This window comes from Bradyrhizobium sp. URHA0013 (genome assembly GCF_000518345.1).
In the GTDB taxonomy this organism is placed as follows: domain Bacteria; phylum Pseudomonadota; class Alphaproteobacteria; order Rhizobiales; family Xanthobacteraceae; genus Bradyrhizobium.
Window position 1 is genome coordinate 778,569 of record NZ_JADK01000003.1, and the last position, 18,528, is coordinate 797,096.

The 18,528-nt window shown below is 65.4% G+C and carries 15 protein-coding genes; 11 read left to right on the forward strand and 4 right to left on the reverse strand.

Features of this window, described 5'->3' with window-relative positions:
- Positions 1-517: 517 nt before the first annotated feature.
- Positions 518-2,155, reverse strand: a complete 1,638-nt coding sequence (locus N551_RS0103915) for an amidase family protein (RefSeq protein WP_027565838.1) — start codon at positions 2,153-2,155, stop codon at positions 518-520.
- Between the two features lie 344 nt (positions 2,156-2,499).
- Here N551_RS0103915 and N551_RS0103920 point away from each other — a divergent pair, with 344 nt between their 5' ends.
- Positions 2,500-3,654: an acyl-CoA dehydrogenase family protein gene (locus tag N551_RS0103920; protein WP_027565839.1), complete on the forward strand. Its 1,155-nt coding sequence runs from the start codon at positions 2,500-2,502 to the stop codon at positions 3,652-3,654.
- Between the two features lie 207 nt (positions 3,655-3,861).
- Entirely contained in the window at positions 3,862-4,605 is a 744-nt protein-coding gene (locus tag N551_RS39190) for a hypothetical protein (RefSeq protein WP_027565840.1), read from the forward strand.
- Between the two features lie 45 nt (positions 4,606-4,650).
- On the opposite strand, the gene N551_RS0103930 is transcribed toward N551_RS39190, so the two are convergent.
- Entirely contained in the window at positions 4,651-6,813 is a 2,163-nt protein-coding gene (locus tag N551_RS0103930; protein ID WP_027565841.1) for an EAL domain-containing protein, read from the reverse strand.
- A gap of 468 nt (positions 6,814-7,281) precedes the next feature.
- Between N551_RS0103930 and mepA the strand changes: the two genes are divergently transcribed.
- From mepA to modC, 4 genes are all read left to right on the forward strand, one after another.
- Positions 7,282-8,226, forward strand: a complete 945-nt coding sequence (gene mepA, locus N551_RS0103940; protein WP_027565842.1) for a penicillin-insensitive murein endopeptidase — start codon at positions 7,282-7,284, stop codon at positions 8,224-8,226.
- A gap of 256 nt (positions 8,227-8,482) precedes the next feature.
- A complete protein-coding gene (gene modA / locus N551_RS0103945; RefSeq protein ID WP_027565843.1) occupies positions 8,483-9,265 on the forward strand; it encodes a molybdate ABC transporter substrate-binding protein in 783 nt (260 codons plus the stop codon).
- 11 nt (positions 9,266-9,276) lie between these two features.
- Positions 9,277-9,972: a molybdate ABC transporter permease subunit gene (modB, locus tag N551_RS0103950; protein ID WP_027565844.1), complete on the forward strand. Its 696-nt coding sequence runs from the start codon at positions 9,277-9,279 to the stop codon at positions 9,970-9,972.
- A 2-nt stretch (positions 9,973-9,974) separates the two neighbouring features.
- Positions 9,975-10,637: a molybdenum ABC transporter ATP-binding protein gene (gene modC / locus N551_RS0103955; protein WP_027565845.1), complete on the forward strand. Its 663-nt coding sequence runs from the start codon at positions 9,975-9,977 to the stop codon at positions 10,635-10,637.
- A gap of 180 nt (positions 10,638-10,817) precedes the next feature.
- Here the strand turns inward: modC and N551_RS35180 are convergent, their stop codons facing one another.
- Complete coding sequence (locus N551_RS35180) at positions 10,818-11,585, reverse strand: GntR family transcriptional regulator (RefSeq protein WP_051462604.1); 768 nt, start codon at positions 11,583-11,585, stop codon at positions 10,818-10,820.
- 207 nt (positions 11,586-11,792) lie between these two features.
- Here N551_RS35180 and N551_RS0103965 point away from each other — a divergent pair, with 207 nt between their 5' ends.
- Genes N551_RS0103965 through N551_RS0103985 form a run of 5 tightly spaced genes read left to right on the forward strand, consistent with a single transcriptional unit; the run spans position 11,793 to position 16,475 of the window.
- Positions 11,793-12,827: an extracellular solute-binding protein gene (locus tag N551_RS0103965; RefSeq protein WP_027565846.1), complete on the forward strand. Its 1,035-nt coding sequence runs from the start codon at positions 11,793-11,795 to the stop codon at positions 12,825-12,827.
- On the forward strand, positions 12,824-13,903 hold the full coding sequence (locus tag N551_RS0103970) for an ABC transporter ATP-binding protein (RefSeq protein ID WP_027565847.1): 1,080 nt from the start codon (positions 12,824-12,826) through the stop codon (positions 13,901-13,903). Before N551_RS0103965 ends, N551_RS0103970 begins: the two co-directional genes overlap by 4 nt.
- Positions 13,900-14,763: an ABC transporter permease gene (locus N551_RS0103975; RefSeq protein WP_027565848.1), complete on the forward strand. Its 864-nt coding sequence runs from the start codon at positions 13,900-13,902 to the stop codon at positions 14,761-14,763. Before N551_RS0103970 ends, N551_RS0103975 begins: the two co-directional genes overlap by 4 nt.
- A complete protein-coding gene (locus N551_RS0103980) occupies positions 14,763-15,560 on the forward strand; it encodes an ABC transporter permease (protein WP_027565849.1) in 798 nt (265 codons plus the stop codon). The genes N551_RS0103975 and N551_RS0103980 overlap by 1 nt, the downstream gene beginning before the upstream one ends.
- Positions 15,561-15,563: 3 nt before the next feature.
- Complete coding sequence (locus tag N551_RS0103985) at positions 15,564-16,475, forward strand: polysaccharide deacetylase family protein (RefSeq protein WP_027565850.1); 912 nt, start codon at positions 15,564-15,566, stop codon at positions 16,473-16,475.
- A 167-nt stretch (positions 16,476-16,642) separates the two neighbouring features.
- Here N551_RS0103985 and N551_RS0103990 read toward each other — a convergent pair whose 3' ends face one another.
- Positions 16,643-18,436, reverse strand: coding sequence for a potassium/proton antiporter (locus N551_RS0103990; RefSeq protein WP_027565851.1), 1,794 nt, complete (start codon positions 18,434-18,436; stop codon positions 16,643-16,645).
- Between the last annotated feature and the right edge of the window lie 92 nt (positions 18,437-18,528).

Genomic DNA, 18,528 nt, shown 5'->3' on the forward strand with positions numbered 1-18,528 from the left:
TGGAGGTCAAAAATCGCTGCCTGCTTTGTGGGAATACCACGTTCTTCCGAAGGAAGATAACGCCCGGGCAGCGGGACTTGTTTCCTGGCGCCAGCGCGAGCTTTGGCGGCCCTCCGACGTCAATTGCCGCATTTCATTCCCACGCTGGGCTAGGGCGTCATCACGCCTGCGCTACGACGGGGAATAACGGGTATCCGATCCAAATCAGACGTCAGAACCGCGCATGCATGCGGGAATCATTTGGAGACACCTATGATCACCTCAAGGATGCTGGTTGTGGTCGCGATCGTATCAACGATAGGCACAGTCTCGGCGCAATCTTCCCATCCATCGCTGCCCGGAAAGGAAACGACCACGAGGCCCTGGACGGCGCCGGTCGGCCACCGTCAGCCGCACGCTGCCGACGCTCCCACGACAACCATAGGACCGGAGGATTTTCCTTGATAGGGAGGATGCCAACGTCGACCGCAAGATCTCCGGCATTTGCCGGGGCTGCTGATCGAACCAGCACCAGATTCTAAAGCGCGATCAAACCGGGCGGCGGCTTGCGCATCTGCGATGCCTGCTCGTAGGCATAAGCCAGACGCAAAAGCTTGTGCTCGCTCCAGGCACGGCCGGCGAAGCTGACGCCGAGCGGATAGTCGGGCGTATCCTTGTCGCCCGCTTCCGAGAGGAAGCCGGCCGGCACCATGACGCTGGGATAGCCCGCTTTAGCCGCAATCGCTGCGCCGGTCGCGCCCGGGAACAGGACAGCGTCCAGCTTGTGCTGATTCATATAGGCGTCCATGCCGCACGTCTTGGCGGCGAGCAAGTCCATGGCACGGGCCGATTTGTATTCGCGCTCGCTCAGATCGCCTTTGGTGAGATCGGCGGCGAGAAACAGGTCCTGGCCGAAGCGCAGCGCCTTGTCCGCATTCGCCGCGTTGAAGGCAATGATATCGGCCATAGTCTTGATATCGGTATTGGTTGCCCAATCCCTGAGATAGAGATTGAGCCCGTATTTCAGCTCGTAGAGAAACACGATCGGCGAGCCGGTCGGATTGCCCTTGTTGCGGCTGAGCGGATTACGGTTGAGCACGGCCATGCCGGTGCCCGGCCCGGCAATCCAACCGCGTGTCGGCATGTTGGCGCGCACGATGACGGCGCCCAGATCCTCCATCACCTTGATGACCTCGGCCATCAGCTTGGCCCCGTCGGGTGGCAGCTTGCCGTAGAAGCAATCGTTCAGCGGATCGGCGGGATCGCTCGGCACACCGATGCGCGCACCCTTCATCGCATCGCGTACGAGGTCGACCGTGTAATCGGCCGGCCTGCGCTGCCGCTCCGTCACGGGATCGCACGGGTCGCTGACGGCCAGAACGTTCAGCAGCATTGCCGCGTCGCGCACCGTGCGCGTCATCGGCCCCGCAGTGTCCTGGCTATGCGCCATCGGCACGATGCCGGTGCGGCTGATCAGCCCGACGGTCGGCTTGACCGTGACGAGGCCATTGCGGCTGGCAGGATGCAGCAGCGAGCCCGAGGTCTCGGTGCCGATCGAGACCGCACACAGGCCCGCCGCCACGGCGACCGCCGAGCCCGAGCTTGAGCCACCCGGGTCTACGACCGGGATGCCACGATCGTCCATCAGCGTCGGCACGTACGGGTTTTTCACCTGGCCGCCCAGCGATGAATAGCCCGAGGGCATGTCGATCGCGAGGATGTTGGCGAATTCCGTCAAGTTCGCCTTGCCCAGGATCACCGCGCCGGCCTTGCGCAGCAGCTTGACGATGGTGGCGTCCCGCCTGGCGCGTGCGCCCTCCAGCGCCAGCGAGCCCGCCGTCGTCGGCTGCTTGTCGCCGGTTGCGATATTGTCCTTCAGCAATATCGGGACGCCGGCCAATGGTCGTTTAGCCGACGGCCTAGTCTCGTCCAGCTTGCCCGCGATCGTGAGCGCATCGGGATTGAGCGCGCGCACGGCGTTGAGCATCGGACCATCGCGGTCATAAGCCTCGATGCGCCCGAGATAGAATTGGGTCAGCGCCGTGGAGGTGATCTGCCCGTCAGCCAGAGCATCGATGATGTCGCTCATGGGCGCATGCGCGAGCTTGGGTGCGTGCGCGAGCGTCAGCTTCGGCGCTTCGGCGGCGGCCGCAGCGCGGCGGATTGGCCTCTTCATCGCGTGCCTCATGGGCGACCTCGAATATGCTACAGATGGTAACATTAAGTCTGGTTGCGCGACAAGCCGATCACTGAACCACGCGCTTGCTATCCGTCATCCTGAGGCGCGCGGCATGCGATGCGAATGCAGCGCAGGCCAAGCCTCGAAGGATGAACGGCCCCGATGCAGCCGGGCCGTCGCCCTTCGAGGCTCGCCCAGCGGCGCATTCGCGCCGCTAAGCTCGCGCCTCTGGGTGACGGGTCGGAGCCAAGCGCCGGGATACGATCTTGATCGTCCCCACCAAATAGACCACCATCGCGCCACTTACCGCTCACACCAAGAATGGGCGAGGAAACGCTGACATGAACGCAACTCCCGGGGTTGGCTTGGTCGAACGCGCCCGCGCCATCGCGCCGCTCATTGCCAGCGAGGCTGACGAGATCGAGCGGACGCGGCGGCTGACGCCGGCCGTCGTCTCTGCGCTGATCGAGAATGGGCTCTATCGCGCGCTGCTGCCGCAAAGTCTTGGCGGCGGCGAAGCGCCGCCGGAAGCCTTCATGCAGATGCTGGAGGAGATCGCGAAAGCGGATGCCTCCACCGCCTGGTGCCTTGGTCAATGCGCGGTCTGCGCGATGATCGCGGCCTCGCTCGACCACGACACCGCGCAGGAGATCTTCAACACGGCGCCGGGCATCCTCGCCTGGGGCGCGATCGCGCACGAGGCGCGCATCGTCAAGGGCGGTTATCGCGTCACGGCGCGCTGGGATTTTGCCTCGGGCTCGCGGCAGGCGAGCTGGCTCGGGGCACATGTCCGCATCGTCGGCGCCGACGGCACGCCGCGCAAGAATGCCGACGGCTCGGCGGAGGTGCGCACCATCCTGTTTCCGGTCGCGAGCGCCGTGCTGCACGACGTCTGGCAGGCGATCGGGCTCGCGGGCACCGGCACCGATTCCTACGAGGTCGCCGACCTCTTCATCCCCGAGCGCTTCACCGCGTTTCGTGACGTCCCGTCCGCGCTACGCGAGAAGGGGCCGCTCTACAGGATCGGCACCGGCTCGACCTTCAGCCTCGGCTTTGCCGGGGTGTCGCTCGGCGTGGCGTGCGCCACACTGGATGCCGCGATCGCGCTGGCGCGCGGCAAGCATCAGTCGCTGGCGGCCAGCGCCATGCGCGACAACGGAGCGGTCCAAGGCCTGATCGGCCGCACCGAGGGCGACCTGCGGGCCGCGCGCGCCTATCTCTATGCGACGGCAAGTGCGATGTGGCGCGATCTCTGCGCGACCGGCGAATTCAGCGCGGCGCATCGGAGCTCGGTTCGCCTCGCCGCGACCTGGACCATTCACCAGTCGGCCAGGGTGGTCGACACCGCCTATCACATGGCCGGCGCCACGGCCGTATTCCGCAGCAATCCGTTCGAACGACGGTTTCGCGACATTCATGCTATCGCGCAGCAGATCCAGGCGCGCGACACGCATTACGAAGACGTCGGTAAGATGATCCTTTCCGGAGACTGCTGACGTCGACCAGTTGCGACAGTGCACGCACGCTGACCTATATTGAGTTCGCCAACCGGCGTCTTTGTCGCTGAACCTTTGTGGATTTTGCCGGACCAATTTCTATAGCTACAAAAACAACAGCTTTTCCGCTGTGACCGCGCCGACCATTTGGAAGTGATAATTCTGAATTGTTTCTAGCGCGCTGCCTTTGCGCAAGAGAGGTCCGTTATGGGCCGAACAGCTGGCAAGAAAGTCAGTTGCCATTCCATACGGCATCATTCGCCGGGATGGCACCAACGTAGCATTTTCATTGTTGCCATCCTCTGCATCGCATGCACTGTCCTGTTCGCGAGCGAAGCCCTGGCGCAATGCTCGGCACGAGACGTCCTGCGGAATCACCTGAAGCTCAAGCAAGCGCGCTCTGACGGGCCGCAAATCCCAATCAGATCCGCCGTCGATGTCCCGGCGTGGAAGACGATCAGGATCGGGACGTTTGCAAATGTCTTCGCCCTCGGTAACGCGTTGGATGCGGCAGGTTGCGGCATCGGAAACTCGGCTGGCGAAATTCTCGCGCGACCGACGTTTACCGTCAGCGCCACGACAACAAGCGTGGAGCTTTTCGCGGTGTCGGCGGCCGAATTGGGCTTTCGGACCGACACTGCGTTGCTGGCGGACATCTATGCGCGCGCCAAACAGCTGGGCTTCGGCCTTGCGGCTGCAGAAGTCGGACCACAACTGAGGCTTCAATATTTCGACCAGCCGATCGGCGAATTTCTCATCATCGGAATGGAGCCAATCAGGACTTGGCAGGGCGCCCCCGTCATCTTGAATGTAGCCAATGGCGGCGCGGGACTCATCCTCATCGGCCAGGATGGCAGCGCCGATGCTCAGATTCCCGCGGCATCCCGCTTCGTATTCGTGCGGTCCCATGAAACCGCTCCTGCCGAGGCCGTAACATTTGTCGGCCACTGAATTGCAACTGTGCCCAACTCAAGACGCAAGCCGGCATCCCGCAGCCTAGGCCACCATTGCGGCGTCCTCGTCGGCGCCATCGATGCCCCGTTGCGCGGCGAGTAGACTGATAATCTCGATATTCGGCCGGGCCTTGCTGAACAGAAAACCCTGGCCTTCGTCGCAGCCCTCAGTGCGCAGACAGCTCAGCTCGGCTTCGGTCTCGACGCCTTCGGCGGTGATGGTGACGCCGAGGCCTTTGCCGAGGCTGACGATGGAGCGGATGATCGCCTGGGCCTCGCGATTGGCGCCGAGATCGCGCACGAAGGATTGGTCGATCTTGATCTTGTCGAACGGGAAGCTGCGCAGATAGCTCAGGCTGGAATAGCCGGTGCCGAAATCGTCCATCGAGATGCGCACGCCGAGCGCGCGCAACGCGTGCAACGTCGCCAGCACCTGGGCGCTTTTCTCCAGCAGCAGCGTTTCCGTGATCTCGAGCTCGAGCCGCCGCGGCGGCAGGCCGGAATGCTTCAGCGCATCCGTCACCACCGAAAGCAGATTGCCGCTGCGGAACTGGAGCGGCGACAGGTTGACGGCGACGCGGACGTCGTCCGGCCAGGTCGCGGCATCGTGACAGGCCCGGCGCAGCATCAGGCCGCCGAGCGGATTGATCAGCCCGGTTTCTTCCGCGACCGGAATGAACTCGGCCGGCGAGACCATGCCGCGCTCGGCATGCGGCCAGCGCACCAGCGCCTCGAAGCCGGTGATGCGGCCGCTCTGGAGGTCGATCAGCGGCTGGTAGTACGGCCGCAGCACGTCGTTCTGGATGGCATCACGCAGCTCGACCTCGATCTTGCGGCGGGTCTGCGCTTTCGCATCGAGCGCCGCCTCGAAGAACGCGAACGAGCCGCGCGCATCCAGCTTGGCGCGCGACAGCGCCATGTCGGCGCTCTTGAGCAGCTTTTCGGAATCGTCGCCGTCGCCCGGCGCCATCGCGATGCCGATGGAGGCGCCGATCACCACGGAATGGCCGTCGAGCAGATAAGGATCGGCGATGGCTTCCAGCAGGCGCTTGGCCAGCAGCACCGCATCCTCGGGACGCGTCAGGCCGCTCTGCACGATTGCGAACTCGTCCGAGTTCAGCCGCGCCAGCGCGTCCTCCTCGCGCAAGGTCGAACGCAACCGCTTGCCGACACCGCGCAGCAGCTTGTCGCCGATCGCGTGTCCCAGCGTGTCGTTGACCGCCTTGAAATTGTCGAGCCCCAGCATCAGCAGCGCGACCTTGTCGGTGCTGCGCCTCGTATGCAGCAGCATCTCGTCGATCTGCTGGCGCAGCAGATTGCGGTTTGGCAGACCGGTCAGCCCGTCATGCTGGGCCATGAAGGCGAGCCGTGCCTCGGCGCGCTTGCGCTCGGTGATGTCCATCAGCGCGAGCAGCACCGCGGGCCGCTCGGCATAGGTCAGTTCGCGCGAATAGATCGCAAGGTCGATCAGGGCGCCATCGGCCTTGACGTGCTTCCAGGTGCGCCCGGCCTGCTCCTCGCCGGCCGAATCGGTGGTCCAGGGCGGCTCGCTGTCGAAGGCCTGAAGGGAACGGATCGTCAGCAGCTCGAACTCGGCGCGGCTGTAGCCGTAATGGGCGACCGCGGCATCGTTGACGCCGAGGATGCGCTCGTCGTCGAGTGCGCAAACGATCATGGGGACGGGATTGCCGTCGAACAGCAGGCGGAACGAGGCTTCGCGCTGCTTCAACTCGGTGATGTCCACGCGCAGGCCGACGACGCCGCCGTCGTCGGTCAACCGCTCGTCGATCAGGATGACGCGGCCGTCCGCCAGCTTCTGCTCGTGGCGCGCGCCGGGCTGATAGAGCTTTTGCAGCCGCTCGGCGATCCATTCTTCCTCATGGCCGGCAGCCTCTGGATAGTCGCCGCGGGCGACGCCGATGCGCAGCGTGTCCTCGAGGCGCGCGCCTTCCTCGAACAGATCGGCGGTCTTGCTGTAGATCTCCGCGTATTGCTTGTTCCAGAGGACGTAGCGGCCCTCGGCATCGAGAAACACGATGCCCTGCGGCAGGATCTCGATGGCCTGGCGCAGGCGCTCATGGGATTTGCGCGCTTCCGCGATCGCGGCCTCGGCGCGGCCGCGCAGACCTTCGTCGCGTTCGGACGGAGGATGAGGGGCGCGCGCAAAGCGCGGCTTGCGCGGGTGCAGGCCGGACCTGCCAAGCACGCTTCCCTTTCGCTTTTTTGGCTTTCGAAACCCCAAACTCAACTTCACTCGTCCCAGTCGCGCCCAGCGACCGCAACTCTTGGGGCAAGTGTCTGAAAGAAAGGTAATCTTGGGTAGTATGGCGATGGGAGGCAGGTCTGGCACTCTCGAAAAAACAGCCCTCATTGCCCGTTTGCAAGGCGCGACAGCGCCGATGGGCGCTCCAGGCGCATCGCATTGTCGTCATCGGAGAACGAGATGGCGCAAAATTGCGCGCTGCCTTGAATTATTTCCGGGATCGCGCGCGCTTGCATGCAGAAGGGGGTGAGTACGCGTCCCGCGCACGAATTTTGGTCAATGCATGAGAGGGTTATCGCATTGTTAAAAATCGGCCGGCCGACGCACCGGGAACTACGACTTCGAGACGATATTTCAGCGGAGGGACTGTTTCTTAACCCTGACGCGGTGTTGGGCTATAAGAATGTCAACATGAGTCCCCGCCGCCTCGCCCCTCTCCTGCTCGTCATGACGCTCCTGGCCGCCGGCGACGCGCTGGCCCAGGACAAGGGCAGCGTCAACCCAAAGCCGCTGCCGCCGCTCGCCAATCCGAACGATCCCAGTATTGGCGCCAAGGAACTGTTCGCGCGCAAGCTGCTGCCGTCGAAGGGACCGGCGCACGTCATCGGCTCCTATGTGAAAGGCTGCATCGGCGGCGCCGAGCAGATGCCGCTCAACGGCGACAATTGGCAGGTGATGCGGTTGTCGCGCAACCGCAGCTATGGTCACCCCGCGATGATCGCGCTGATCAAGCGGCTTGCCGCCAGGGCGCACAAGGACGCGGGATGGCCGGGCATCCTGGTCGGCGACATCGCCCAGCCGCGCGGCGGGCCGGCCCTGTCCGGCCATGCCAGCCACCAGATCGGCCTCGATGCCGACATCTGGCTGACGCCGATGCCGGACCATCGGCTCTCGCGCGAGGAGCGCGAGGACATGTCGGCGGTGATGATGGTGCGCCCGGACCGGCTCGACATCGATCCGAAGGTGTTCACGCCGGGCCATGTGCTGGTGCTGCGCGACGCGGCGCAGGAGCCGGCGGTGCAGCGCATCTTCGTCAATGCCGCGATCAAGAAGGCGCTGTGCCGGGAGGCCAAGGGCGACCGTTCCTGGCTGTCGAAGATCCGGCCGTGGTGGGGCCACGACTATCACTTCCACATCCGCATGCACTGCCCGGCGGGCGCGAGCGACTGCGAGGGCCAGCCGTCGCAATCCGAGGACGAAGGCTGCAAGCCCTCCGATCTCGCCTATTGGTTCAGCGACGGCGTGCTGCACCCCAACCCCCCACCGGAGCCGCCGAAGCCGAAGCCGCCGATGACGCTGGCGCAGATGCCGGCGGCGTGCAAGGCCGTGCTGCACGCGGGCGACGCGAAACGGTAAAGCCTCCGCGGTCATCCCGGCCTAGTGCGCAATTGCGCACTAGGCCGCGATGACGAATTCCTGGTTGGCGCCATGCGAACCGTCGCCTTTGACCTGTTCGGCCACCCTGTTATGATGACCCAGCGATCGCTTGCCGGACCGTAAGTCCGTCAGGCTTGCCGGAACAGCGCTTCCGCCGGTCGCAAGCCTAATTCAACCAACGCCGTCTTGCGCGCGCCGCCTTGCGTGCCCTGAACGCGCGCATGGAGCGCTTCCGATGTCCCGCCTTTCCGTGCTGCTTTCGGCTATGTTCCTTCTGGCCGCGAGCCTTTCGCCTGCTGGAGCCGAAGACAAGACCATCACCGTGTTCGCGGCAGCCTCGATGAAGAACGCGCTCGACGAGGTCGACGCCGCCTACACCGCCAGGACCGGCGTCAAGTTCAGCGTCAGCTATGCCGCAAGCTCCGTGCTCGCCAGGCAGATCGAGCAGGGCGCGCCGGCCGATGTGTTCGTCTCCGCCGACACCGACTGGATGGACTATGCGATCTCCAGGAAGACCATCAACGAGCCGACCCGGGTCAATCTGCTCGGCAACAGCATCGTGCTGATCGCGCCGAAGGATTCCAGGCTCGACAACGTGCCCATCGCGCAGGGTTTTGACCTCGCAAAGCTCGCCGGCGACGGCAGGATCGCGACCGGCGACGTCAAATCCGTGCCGGTTGGGAAGTATGCCAAGGCGGCGCTGACGAGCCTCGGAGCCTGGCAGGCTGCGGAGCCGAAATTCGCCATGGCCGAGAGCGTGCGGGCCGCGCTGACGCTGGTCGCGCGTGGCGAGGCCAATCTCGGCATCGTCTATTCCACCGATGCCAAGGTCGAGCCCGGCGTGAAGATCGTCGGCACCTTCCCGGCGGATTCGCATCCCGCGATCATCTATCCCGTCGCTGCGACCACGACAGCAAAGGGCGAGACCAGCGACTATCTCGCCTTCCTGCGCTCGACCGCCGCCAAGACCATTCTGGAAAAATACGGTTTCAAGTTCCTGACCAGCCCCTCCACTTAATTTGCGATTTGATGCTCGACATCTCTCCCGCCGAATGGACGGCGATCCTGCTCTCGCTCAGGGTTGCCGTCATCGCGACGCTGGTGGCAACGCCGTTCGGCATTGCGCTGGCATGGCTGCTCGCGCGGCGTGATTTCTGGGGCAAGTCGGTGCTCGATGCGCTGGTGCATCTGCCGCTGGTACTGCCGCCTGTCGTCACCGGTTATCTGCTGCTGCTGACCTTCGGCCGCCGCGGCCTCGTCGGCGGTTTTCTGGCCGATACTCTCGGCATCGTCTTCGCCTTCCGCTGGACCGGTGCTGCGCTTGCCTGCGGCCTGATGGCGTTTCCGCTGCTGGTGCGTCCGATGCGGTTGTCGATCGAGGCGATCGACCGCCGGCTCGAGCAGGCCGCCGAGACGCTCGGCGCCACTCCTTTCAAAGTGTTCTTCACGGTGACGCTGCCCTTGGCGCTGCCCGGCGTGCTCGCCGGCATGGTGCTCGGCTTTGCGAAAGCGATCGGCGAATTCGGCGCCACCATCACCTTCGTCTCCAACATTCCCGGAGAGACCCAGACGATTTCGTCCGCGATCTATTCGCTGATCCAGACCCCGGACGGTGACGCCGCCGCGGGACGGCTCGTGATCGTCTCGATCGTGCTGGCGCTCGGCGCGCTGATCGCGGCCGAATGGTTCGCCCGCCGCGCCACCGCGCGCTTGCACGGGAATTGACCATGCTGCGCGTCGACATCGAAAAGCAGCTCGGCGAATTCTCGCTGTCCGCATCCTTCGAAAGCGAAGGCCGCGTCATCGGCCTGTTCGGAGCGTCGGGAGCCGGCAAGACCTCGCTGGTCAACATGATCGCGGGGCTGCTGCGGCCCGACCGCGGCACCATCGTGATCGACGGCGAGACGGTCGACGACAGCGCGGCCGGCATTCATGTGCCGACCTGGCGCCGCCGCATCGGCTATGTGTTCCAGGATGCGCGGCTGTTTCCGCATCTCAACGTCGCGCAAAATCTCGACTATGGCAGGCGGATGAACGGCCTCGCGCCCGATCCGGCGCAGCACAAGCGCGTCATCGAGCTGCTCGACATCGGCGCGCTGCAGGGTCGCCGCCCCGGAAAACTCTCCGGCGGCGAGCGTCAGCGCGTCGCGCTCGGTCGCGCGCTGCTGTCGAGGCCGCGCCTGCTGCTGCTCGACGAGCCGCTCGGCGCGCTCGACGAAGGCCGCAAGCTGGAGATCCTGCCCTATCTGGTGCGGCTGCGCGACGAGGCTAATGTCCCCATGGTCTATGTCAGCCACGACGTCGCCGAGCTGCGCCAGCTCGCGACGCAGATCGTGATGCTGAAGCAGGGCCGGGTGACGTCGTTCGGCGGGGTGAAGGTGCTGACGTAGCCATACTGGCCGTCGCACCCACCGCCGTCGTCCCGGCGAAGGCCGGGACCCATACCGCGTGCTTTATCGGTAGGCGGCAGTGGGAGTACCGGCGAAGAATAGCAGGCGGTCTTCGCCAAATAACTTCCTGTGGTTATGGGTCCCGGCCTTCGCCGGGACGACGTTGGGGAGACAGTGGGGCTAACACGCCTTCCGCCGCTTCGGCTTCACCGCGCCAAACACGCTCGTCAAATCCTCACTCACCGGCGCCGCATCGTCATCCAGATGCAGGCGGCTCTCGACATGCAGGAAATGCTCGCGCGACACCGCAATCGCACGCGCGACGTCTCGGGCACGCAGCGCTTCGACGATGGCACCGTGCTCGTCCACCGCACAGATCGAATCGGTGGCGGGTTCGTAGACCGAGACCATCACCGAGGAGCGGCTGAGCAGATCGGCGAGGAAGCGCGAGAGCTCTGCATTGCCGAGCGCCTCCACCAGATGAACGTGGAACGCGCCCGACAGCCGCACCGACGCGGCGCGGTCACCGCGCGTTGCCGCGGCGCGCTCCTCGGCGAGATGCGCCGTCAGCCGCTCGATCAGGGCGTCGTCGACATGACGCACGAGCTGCGTCAGCACGCCGGCCTCGAGCACGCGATGCGCCTCGTAGACGCTGCGGACGTCGTCGAGCGTCGGGCGCGGCACGCGAGCGCCGCGGTTGGGAATCATCTCCAGCCGCCGCTCGGCACCGAGCCGATGCAGCACCTTGCGGATGCGCTCGCGCGAGACGCCAAATATCTCGGCGAGCGGCGGCTCGGCCAGCTTCGCCCCGGCCTTCAGCTTGCCCTCCAGCAACGCGTGCAGGATGGCCTGGTAGACCGCCTCGTCCTCCGCCGGATTGGCCTTGCCGAGCCCTTTGCCGCTTCTCTTGCCGCTTTCTTTGCCGTCTCGCCCGCGCTGCGTCGTCATGGCGGTAGCTAGGCCCAAAGGATGCGCAGCGTCACCTCCAAAAAATGTGCACATTTGCTGCGCCGGCATGCAGGCGCCGCGCAGGCGCCAAAACCATCATCCAGCTAACTGACTGATGTACATCGCAATTATGAAAATGTGCACATTTGGCATGGCGCTTGCTGCGTCTCCGCTGCAAGCTTTACGCACAACAAACGGGACATGCCCATGCACACCCCCTCCCGACGCAGCGTTTTGACCTCCGGCGCGGCCCTGGCCGCGATCATCGCCGCTCCGGCGCGGCTGCGCGCCGCGCCCAGGGAGATCGTCATCGGCGGCCCCGCGGGCGCCGCGAAATATTTCAATGCCGATTTGTTTCCCGTGCTGGAGAAGAAGCTCGACTGCAAGGTGCTCTACGAGGGCACAAACTCGCTGACCAATCTCCAGAAGATGCAGGCCGACAAGGCCGCGCCGAAGATCTCCGTCGTCATCATGGACGATCCGGTGATGCTGCCGGCAGCCAGCGACGGCCTGATCACCAAAATGTCGGCATCGTCCATCGCCAACCTCGGCAAGCTGGTCGACGGCGCGGTGCATCAGGACGGACTATGGGCGAACTATCAGCGGCCCTGGGCCGGCATCGCCTATTCGACCAAACGCATGAAGACGGCGCCTGGCAAATGGTCCGACCTCTGGGATGCGAAATATGCCTCCAGGGTGATCGTGCCGTCGCTGTCGAACACCGAAGGTTTCTGGACGCTGCTCGCAGCCGCCCATCTCGAGACCGGCAAGCCCTACAAGGAGGCGCAGTACGAGATCGACGCCGCCTTCAAGAAGGTGAAGGAGCTGAAGGCGAACCTCTTGAACGTCTACACCAACGCGCCGCAGGCCATCAATCTGATGGAGCAGGGCGAGGCGTGGATGATCGGCGGCCAGTTCTCGGCCTACACGCTGATCCGCAAGGCGGAAGGGTCGCCGGTCGATCTCGCCGTGCCGCAGGACGGCGGCTTTGCGATGCCGTCGGGAATAGCGAAGGTGAACGGCGCACCGGCCGGCGATCTCGCCGATGCCGTGATCGACTTCTTCCTCAGCCCGGAAGCGCAGATCATCCTCGCCGACAAGGCCTTCGTCGCCCCGACCAACAAGGGCACGCCCACGCCGGCGGGCTTCCCGGACCCAGCCTCGCTGTTCGCGCCGGACTGGGCGTTCGTCGCCAAGAACCGCGCCTCCTGGGTCGACCGCTGGAGCAAGGAGATGACATGAGCGAAGCCGCCCCGCATCTCGTCGTTCGCGGCGTCTCCAAGACATACGGACCCACGACGGTCCTCGACCACATCGACCTGACCATCCGCCGCGGCGAGCTGGTGACGCTGCTCGGCCCGTCCGGCTGCGGCAAGACCACGCTGCTCCGTGCCATTGCCGGCCTGGCGCAACCCGACACCGGCAAGGTCGAACTCGCCGGGCGCGACGTTACCCACGTGCCGCCGCACAAGCGCAATGTCGGCGTGGTGTTCCAGAGCTATGCGCTGTTTCCGCATCTCACCGTCGCCGGCAATATCGCATTCGGGCTCAAGGTGCGCGGCGCGGCCAGGCGCGAGATCGACGCCGCGGTGGAGCGCGCGCTGTCGCTGGTCAAGCTCGGCCACCTCGCCGGCCGGCGCATCTCGGCGCTGTCCGGCGGCCAGCAGCAGCGCGTGGCCCTGGCGCGCGCCATCGCGGTCGAGCCTGACGTGCTGCTGTTCGACGAGGCGCTGTCCGCGCTCGATCGGAAATTGCGCGAGGAGATGCAGGTCGAGCTGCGCCGCCTGCTCCAGGACGTGAAGGCAACCGCGATCTTCGTGACGCACGACCAGGACGAGGCGCTGACCATGTCCGACCGCGTCGCGGTCATGAACAAGGGACGCATCGAGCAGCTCGCCGAGCCGCGCGAGCTGTATCTGCGGCCCGCAAGCCTGTTCGCACTCAACTTCGTCGGGCTCTCGACGCGGATTGCCGGCACGGTGCTGGCGGCCGGCAACGGCAAGGTCGAGGTCGAGACCAGGGTCGGCCGCTTGTCGGCGCTCGGCAATTTCCAGGCGGGTTCGCCTGTCATCGTCGCAGCACGCCCCGAGCAGTTGCGGATCGGCGAGCAAAGCGAAGCGAATACGGCCGCCGGCCGGGTCCGCTCCGTGGTGTTCCAGGGCTCACGCACACTGGTCGACGTCGATGCCGGGGCCGGTGAAAGCCTGCTCGCCGAGCTCTCCGGGCGCGACGGCGCGATCCCTGTCGTGCATGACGAGATCCGCCTGAGCTGGCCGGTGACCGAGACCTTTGCATTTCCGATGGAGGCGCAGGCATGACCGAGGCGGCCCTTGCGGCGCCAGTGGCCGCGCCTTCGGTCGATCGCGAGCGGCTCGCCGCGATCGGATTCGTGCTACCGTCCTTCGTCATCATCGCCGGCGTGTTCGCGCTGCCGCTGGTGCTGCTGCTGGGCGTCAGCATCGTCGATGCCAACGGGCTGACCTTCGCGAACTACAAGCGCCTGCTCGGCACGCCCTATTATCTCGGCGTGGTCTGGAATTCCTTGCGGCTCGGGCTGCTGACGACGCTGATCGCCTTCCTGATCAGCTATCCCGCCGCCTTCGCGCTGGCGCGCGCCCGCGGCGCCTTGCGCTCCGTGCTGCTGGCGACGCTGTTCCTGCCGCTGGCGGCCAGTGTCATCGTCAAGGCGTTCGCCTGGACCATCCTATTGCGCAGCGACGGCATCGTCAACGAGACGCTGATGGCACTCGGCATCATCGAAGATCCGATCCGCATGATTTTCACCGAGACCGCGCTGATCGTCGGCGCCGTCAACATCTTCCTGCCCTTCATGATCCTGCCGATCTACGCGATCGTAGCCCAGCTCGATTCCCGCTACGCCGAAGCCGCCGCCACGCTCGGCGCCTCGCCGGTCGTGACGTTTGTCCGCGTCATCCTGCCGCTGACCTTGCCCGGCATCATCGCCGGCGTGGCGCTGGTGTTCTCGCTCTCGGTTTCCGCCTATGTGGTGCCGACGCTGCTGATCGGCGAGAAATATCCGACGCTCGCGACCGCCATTGCAAAAGCCTATCTGCTGGCGCGCGAGCCCGGCTTCGGCGCCGCCGCCGGCGTCGTGCTGCTGGCGATTGCGATTGCCATCGTGACGCTGAGCGCGCGACTATCGCGGGAGCCGAAGTGATGGCGCGCGCCGCAATCGCCGTCTGCTGGATGATGGCCGTCGCGCTGGCCTTGTTCCTGATCGCGCCGCTGCTGGTGATCGCGGCGGCAAGCTTCTCGCCGACGCCGGTGTTCGACCTGCCGCTCACGGGTGCATCGACGCGCTGGTACGGCAAGATCGGCCGGCTCGACGGCTTCTGGCCGTCGCTGCTGCTGTCGCTTCAGATCGCGCTGCTGTCGACCGTAATCTCGCTGATCTCAGGCACGTTCGCCGCGATCGCGATCGCGCGCGGAAAGCTGCCGGGCGCAAACATCTTCGCCACCGCGCTGGTGTCGCCGCTGATGATGCCGGGCCTCGTGCTCGGCATCGCGCTGCTGCAGGGCTTTCGCGCAGTCGGGTTCACCGCGCCCTGGGCGACGCTGCTGGTCGCGCATCTCGTCATCACGCTGCCCTACGTCGCGCGCACGATGATCGCGGGTCTTTCGCGATTCGACTTCACGCTGATCGAGGCGGCGCGCACGCTCGGCTGCACCTATCCCGGCAGCGTGCTGCGGGTGATGGTGCCGGCCTTGGCGCCGTCATTCCTGATCGCCGGGATCTTCTCGTTCCTGGCCTCGTTCGACAATTATCCGGTGTCGATCTTCCTCGCCGACGTCCGCACCAAGACGCTGCCGATCCGCATGCTGCAATATATCGAGGAAGCGCCCGATCCGACGTTAGCTGCGCTCTCCACCCTCATCCTCCTAGGCACGGTGATCCTGCTGTTCGTCAGCGACCGCGTCGTCGGCCTGCATCGCATGGCCGGAACCTCGGACTGATCCATGAGCGAAATAAATCAACCCGTCTCACAACGCGACTTCGTCGGCTATCGCGGCAAGCCGCCCAATCCGCATTGGCCGAACGGCGCGCGCGTCGCGGTGTCGCTGGTGGTGAATTTCGAGGAGGGTTCGGAGTTTTCCGTCAACGATGGCGATGTGGACAACGAGGCGATCTACGAAGTGGTCCACAAGCTCGACGGCCCGGATTCCTGCATCGACAGTCATTTCGAATACGGCACGCGCGCCGCATGGTGGCGCATCATGGACCTGTTCGACGCCTACGGCGTCAAGGCGACGGTAAGCTCCTGTGGCCGCGCGGTCGAACGTTCGCCGGAGCTGGCGCGCGATGCCATTGCCCGCGGCCACGAGGTCTCGGCCCATGGCTGGCGCTGGCAGAGCCACGCCGACATGGACGAAGCGAGCGAACGCGAGGTCATCGCGAAGACGGTGGCGACGATCGAACGCGCCACCGGGCAGCGCCCGGTCGGATGGCACACACGCTCGGCGACCTCACCGAACACGCGGCGCCTGCTGGTCGAAGACGGCGGGTTCCTCTACGACAGCGACGCCTATAATGACGACCTGCCCTATTACAGGGAGGTTGCAGGCCAACAGCATCTGGTGCTGCCCTACGCTTTCGACACCAACGACATGCAGTATTACAACGCCGCGCGTTTCAGCGGAGACGACTTCGCCGACTATGTCATTGACGCCTTCGAATGGCTCAGGCGCGAGGGCGAGGCAGCGCCGAAGATGATGTCAGTCGGATTGCATTTGCGCATGATCGGCCGCCCCGGCCGCATCGGTGCGCTGGAGCGGATCCTCGCACACATCACCGGAAGCGGCGCCGCGTGGATCGCGCCGCGCGCGGCGATCGCGCGGCATTGGATGCAGGTGGTGCCGACGGGGGTGTGATCTGCGGCGGCCTTCGCCACACGGAAGGTGTCATGCCCCGCGCAGGCGGGGCATCCAGTACGCCGCGGCGTCTCGGCTCTATCACGACTGTCTCTGGAATACTGGATCGCCCGCCTTCGCGGGCGATGACAGTGAGGGTATGGTGGCAGCTCTCACTCTCGCGAGCCCTAAACCCCCGCCACCGACGTCCACAGCTCCGCCAGCTTGCGCCGCAGGGCCTGCCTGCGGGTCAACGGCGCGGGCGTTTCTTCGTCTTCCGGAAGGCGCAGGCCGACGACATTGACGCGGCCGCCGGAGATCGAGCGCGCCACAAGTACGATCGGATCCAGCACGAGCTCGGCGCCCTCTTTCGGTGCGCGGTCGAGATGGACGTCGAAATAATCGGCCAAAGTCAGCTTGCTCTCGTCTTCGCTGGCCTTCACGCCGTAGATCTCCGCGAGCTCAGCGAGCGTGTGCTCGCCGGAGACCATGAAGTCGCCCAGCAGATGCGGGTCCGGCGCCGAGCTCGGCTGCATGTCGACGAAGAAACGGTCGAGCGATTCGGCCTTTTCCGGCGGCGCCAGCAGATAGATGTAATCGCCGGGCGCGATCGGCTCGGCTTCCGCCGGCGTCAAGATGTTCTCCTTGCGGATCACGAGCGTCGGCTTCGACCAGGACGGGATCAGGCCGCGGCGAAAATACAGGCTCTTGGACCGCACCGGATAGCCGACGAGCTGCTGCTCGAGCTGCCCAGGCAGATCCAGTTCGACACGGCGCGGGCCGCGTTCGGCGCGCGGGAGCGCAACATGGAGCTTGCGCGCGGCCGGCCCCAGGGTCCAGCCCTGCAGCAGGAGCGAGATGATGACGACGACGAAGGCGACGTCGAAATAGAGATAGGCCTTCGACAGCCCGACCAGCATCGGGATCGAGGCCAGGAAGATCGCGACCGCGCCGCGTAGGCCGGTCCAGGCGATAAAGATCTTTTCGCGCCAGTTGAAGCGGAACGGCGCCAGGCACACGAACACCGCGATCGGCCGCGCCACCAGCATCAGGACGAATGCGACCCCCACCGCCGGCAGCACGCTGCCGCCAAGCCGGCTCGGCGAGACCAGCAGGCCGAGCAGCACGAACATCACGATCTGGGCCAGCCAGGTCGCGGCGTCCAGGAAGGCCACCACCGAATTATGCGCGCGCGTCGGGCGGTTGCCGATGATGATGCCGGCGAGATAGACCGCGAGGAAGCCTGAGGCGTGCATGATCTGCGAGCCGCCGAAGATGACGAGCGCGGCGGTGGTGACAAACGGCGCGTGGAGGCCCTGCGGCAGCGCGACCTTGTTGAGCGCGATGACGACCAGACGCCCGCCGATCACCCCCACGACGGCGCCCAGCACGGCCTCCTGGGCGAACTCCATCAGCACATGCGCGGCCGTGCCTGTTCCCAGCGAGATGTACTCGACCAGCATCAGGGTCAGGAAGATCGCGAAGGGATCGTTGGTGCCGGATTCCACCTCCAGCGTCGCGCCGACGCGCGGGCGCAGGCGCAGGCCCTGTGTATGCACCAGCAGGAACACTGCGGCCGCGTCAGTCGAGGCCACCACGGCGCCGACCAGCAGCGACTCCGTCCAGTTGAGGTCGAGCGCATATTTCGCGAACGGCGCCGTGATCAGCGCGGTCAGCAGCACGCCGACGGTCGCGAGCACCATGGAAGGCGCGAGCACGGTGCGGATGCTGGCAAAGCGGGTCCGCAAGCCGCCGTCGAACAGGATCAGGGCGAGCGCGACCGAGCCGACCAGATAGGTGGTTCGGACGTCGTCGAACTGCAGCTGTCCGGGACCGGAATCGCCCGCGAGCATGCCGATCGCGAGGAAGACGAGCAGAAGGGGCGCGCCGAAGCGCAGCGCAAGCAGGCTTGACAGGATCCCGGCCAACACCAGGACGGCGCCGAGCAATATGGCGAGGCTGACACTGTCGAGGGAAGCCATCCACCTTCCGGGTACGAAATCGCTGGAATTGCATCCTTATCGTCGGCAGACTCCCACGCCAACCCATTTTCTCCCGCTCGCGGCAATCTGCC

What these genes read in the sequence shown, in the direction of transcription:
- N551_RS0103970 (WP_027565847.1), top strand. Translation starts at nt 12,824, where the DNA reads ATGAGCGAAGCCGCCCCGCATCTCGTCGTTCGCGGCGTCTCCAAGACA.
- modB (WP_027565844.1), top strand. Translation starts at nt 9,277, where the DNA reads ATGCTCGACATCTCTCCCGCCGAATGGACGGCGATCCTGCTCTCGCTC.
- N551_RS0103915 (WP_027565838.1), bottom strand. Translation starts at nt 2,155, where the DNA reads ATGAAGAGGCCAATCCGCCGCGCTGCGGCCGCCGCCGAAGCGCCGAAG.
- N551_RS0103975 (WP_027565848.1), top strand. Translation starts at nt 13,900, where the DNA reads ATGACCGAGGCGGCCCTTGCGGCGCCAGTGGCCGCGCCTTCGGTCGAT.
- mepA (WP_027565842.1), top strand. Translation starts at nt 7,282, where the DNA reads ATGAGTCCCCGCCGCCTCGCCCCTCTCCTGCTCGTCATGACGCTCCTG.
- modA (WP_027565843.1), top strand. Translation starts at nt 8,483, where the DNA reads ATGTCCCGCCTTTCCGTGCTGCTTTCGGCTATGTTCCTTCTGGCCGCG.
- N551_RS0103980 (WP_027565849.1), top strand. Translation starts at nt 14,763, where the DNA reads ATGGCGCGCGCCGCAATCGCCGTCTGCTGGATGATGGCCGTCGCGCTG.
- N551_RS0103965 (WP_027565846.1), top strand. Translation starts at nt 11,793, where the DNA reads ATGCACACCCCCTCCCGACGCAGCGTTTTGACCTCCGGCGCGGCCCTG.
- N551_RS0103990 (WP_027565851.1), bottom strand. Translation starts at nt 18,436, where the DNA reads ATGGCTTCCCTCGACAGTGTCAGCCTCGCCATATTGCTCGGCGCCGTC.
- N551_RS0103985 (WP_027565850.1), top strand. Translation starts at nt 15,564, where the DNA reads ATGAGCGAAATAAATCAACCCGTCTCACAACGCGACTTCGTCGGCTAT.
- N551_RS35180 (WP_051462604.1), bottom strand. Translation starts at nt 11,585, where the DNA reads ATGACGACGCAGCGCGGGCGAGACGGCAAAGAAAGCGGCAAGAGAAGC.
- N551_RS39190 (WP_027565840.1), top strand. Translation starts at nt 3,862, where the DNA reads ATGGGCCGAACAGCTGGCAAGAAAGTCAGTTGCCATTCCATACGGCAT.
- N551_RS0103920 (WP_027565839.1), top strand. Translation starts at nt 2,500, where the DNA reads ATGAACGCAACTCCCGGGGTTGGCTTGGTCGAACGCGCCCGCGCCATC.
- modC (WP_027565845.1), top strand. Translation starts at nt 9,975, where the DNA reads ATGCTGCGCGTCGACATCGAAAAGCAGCTCGGCGAATTCTCGCTGTCC.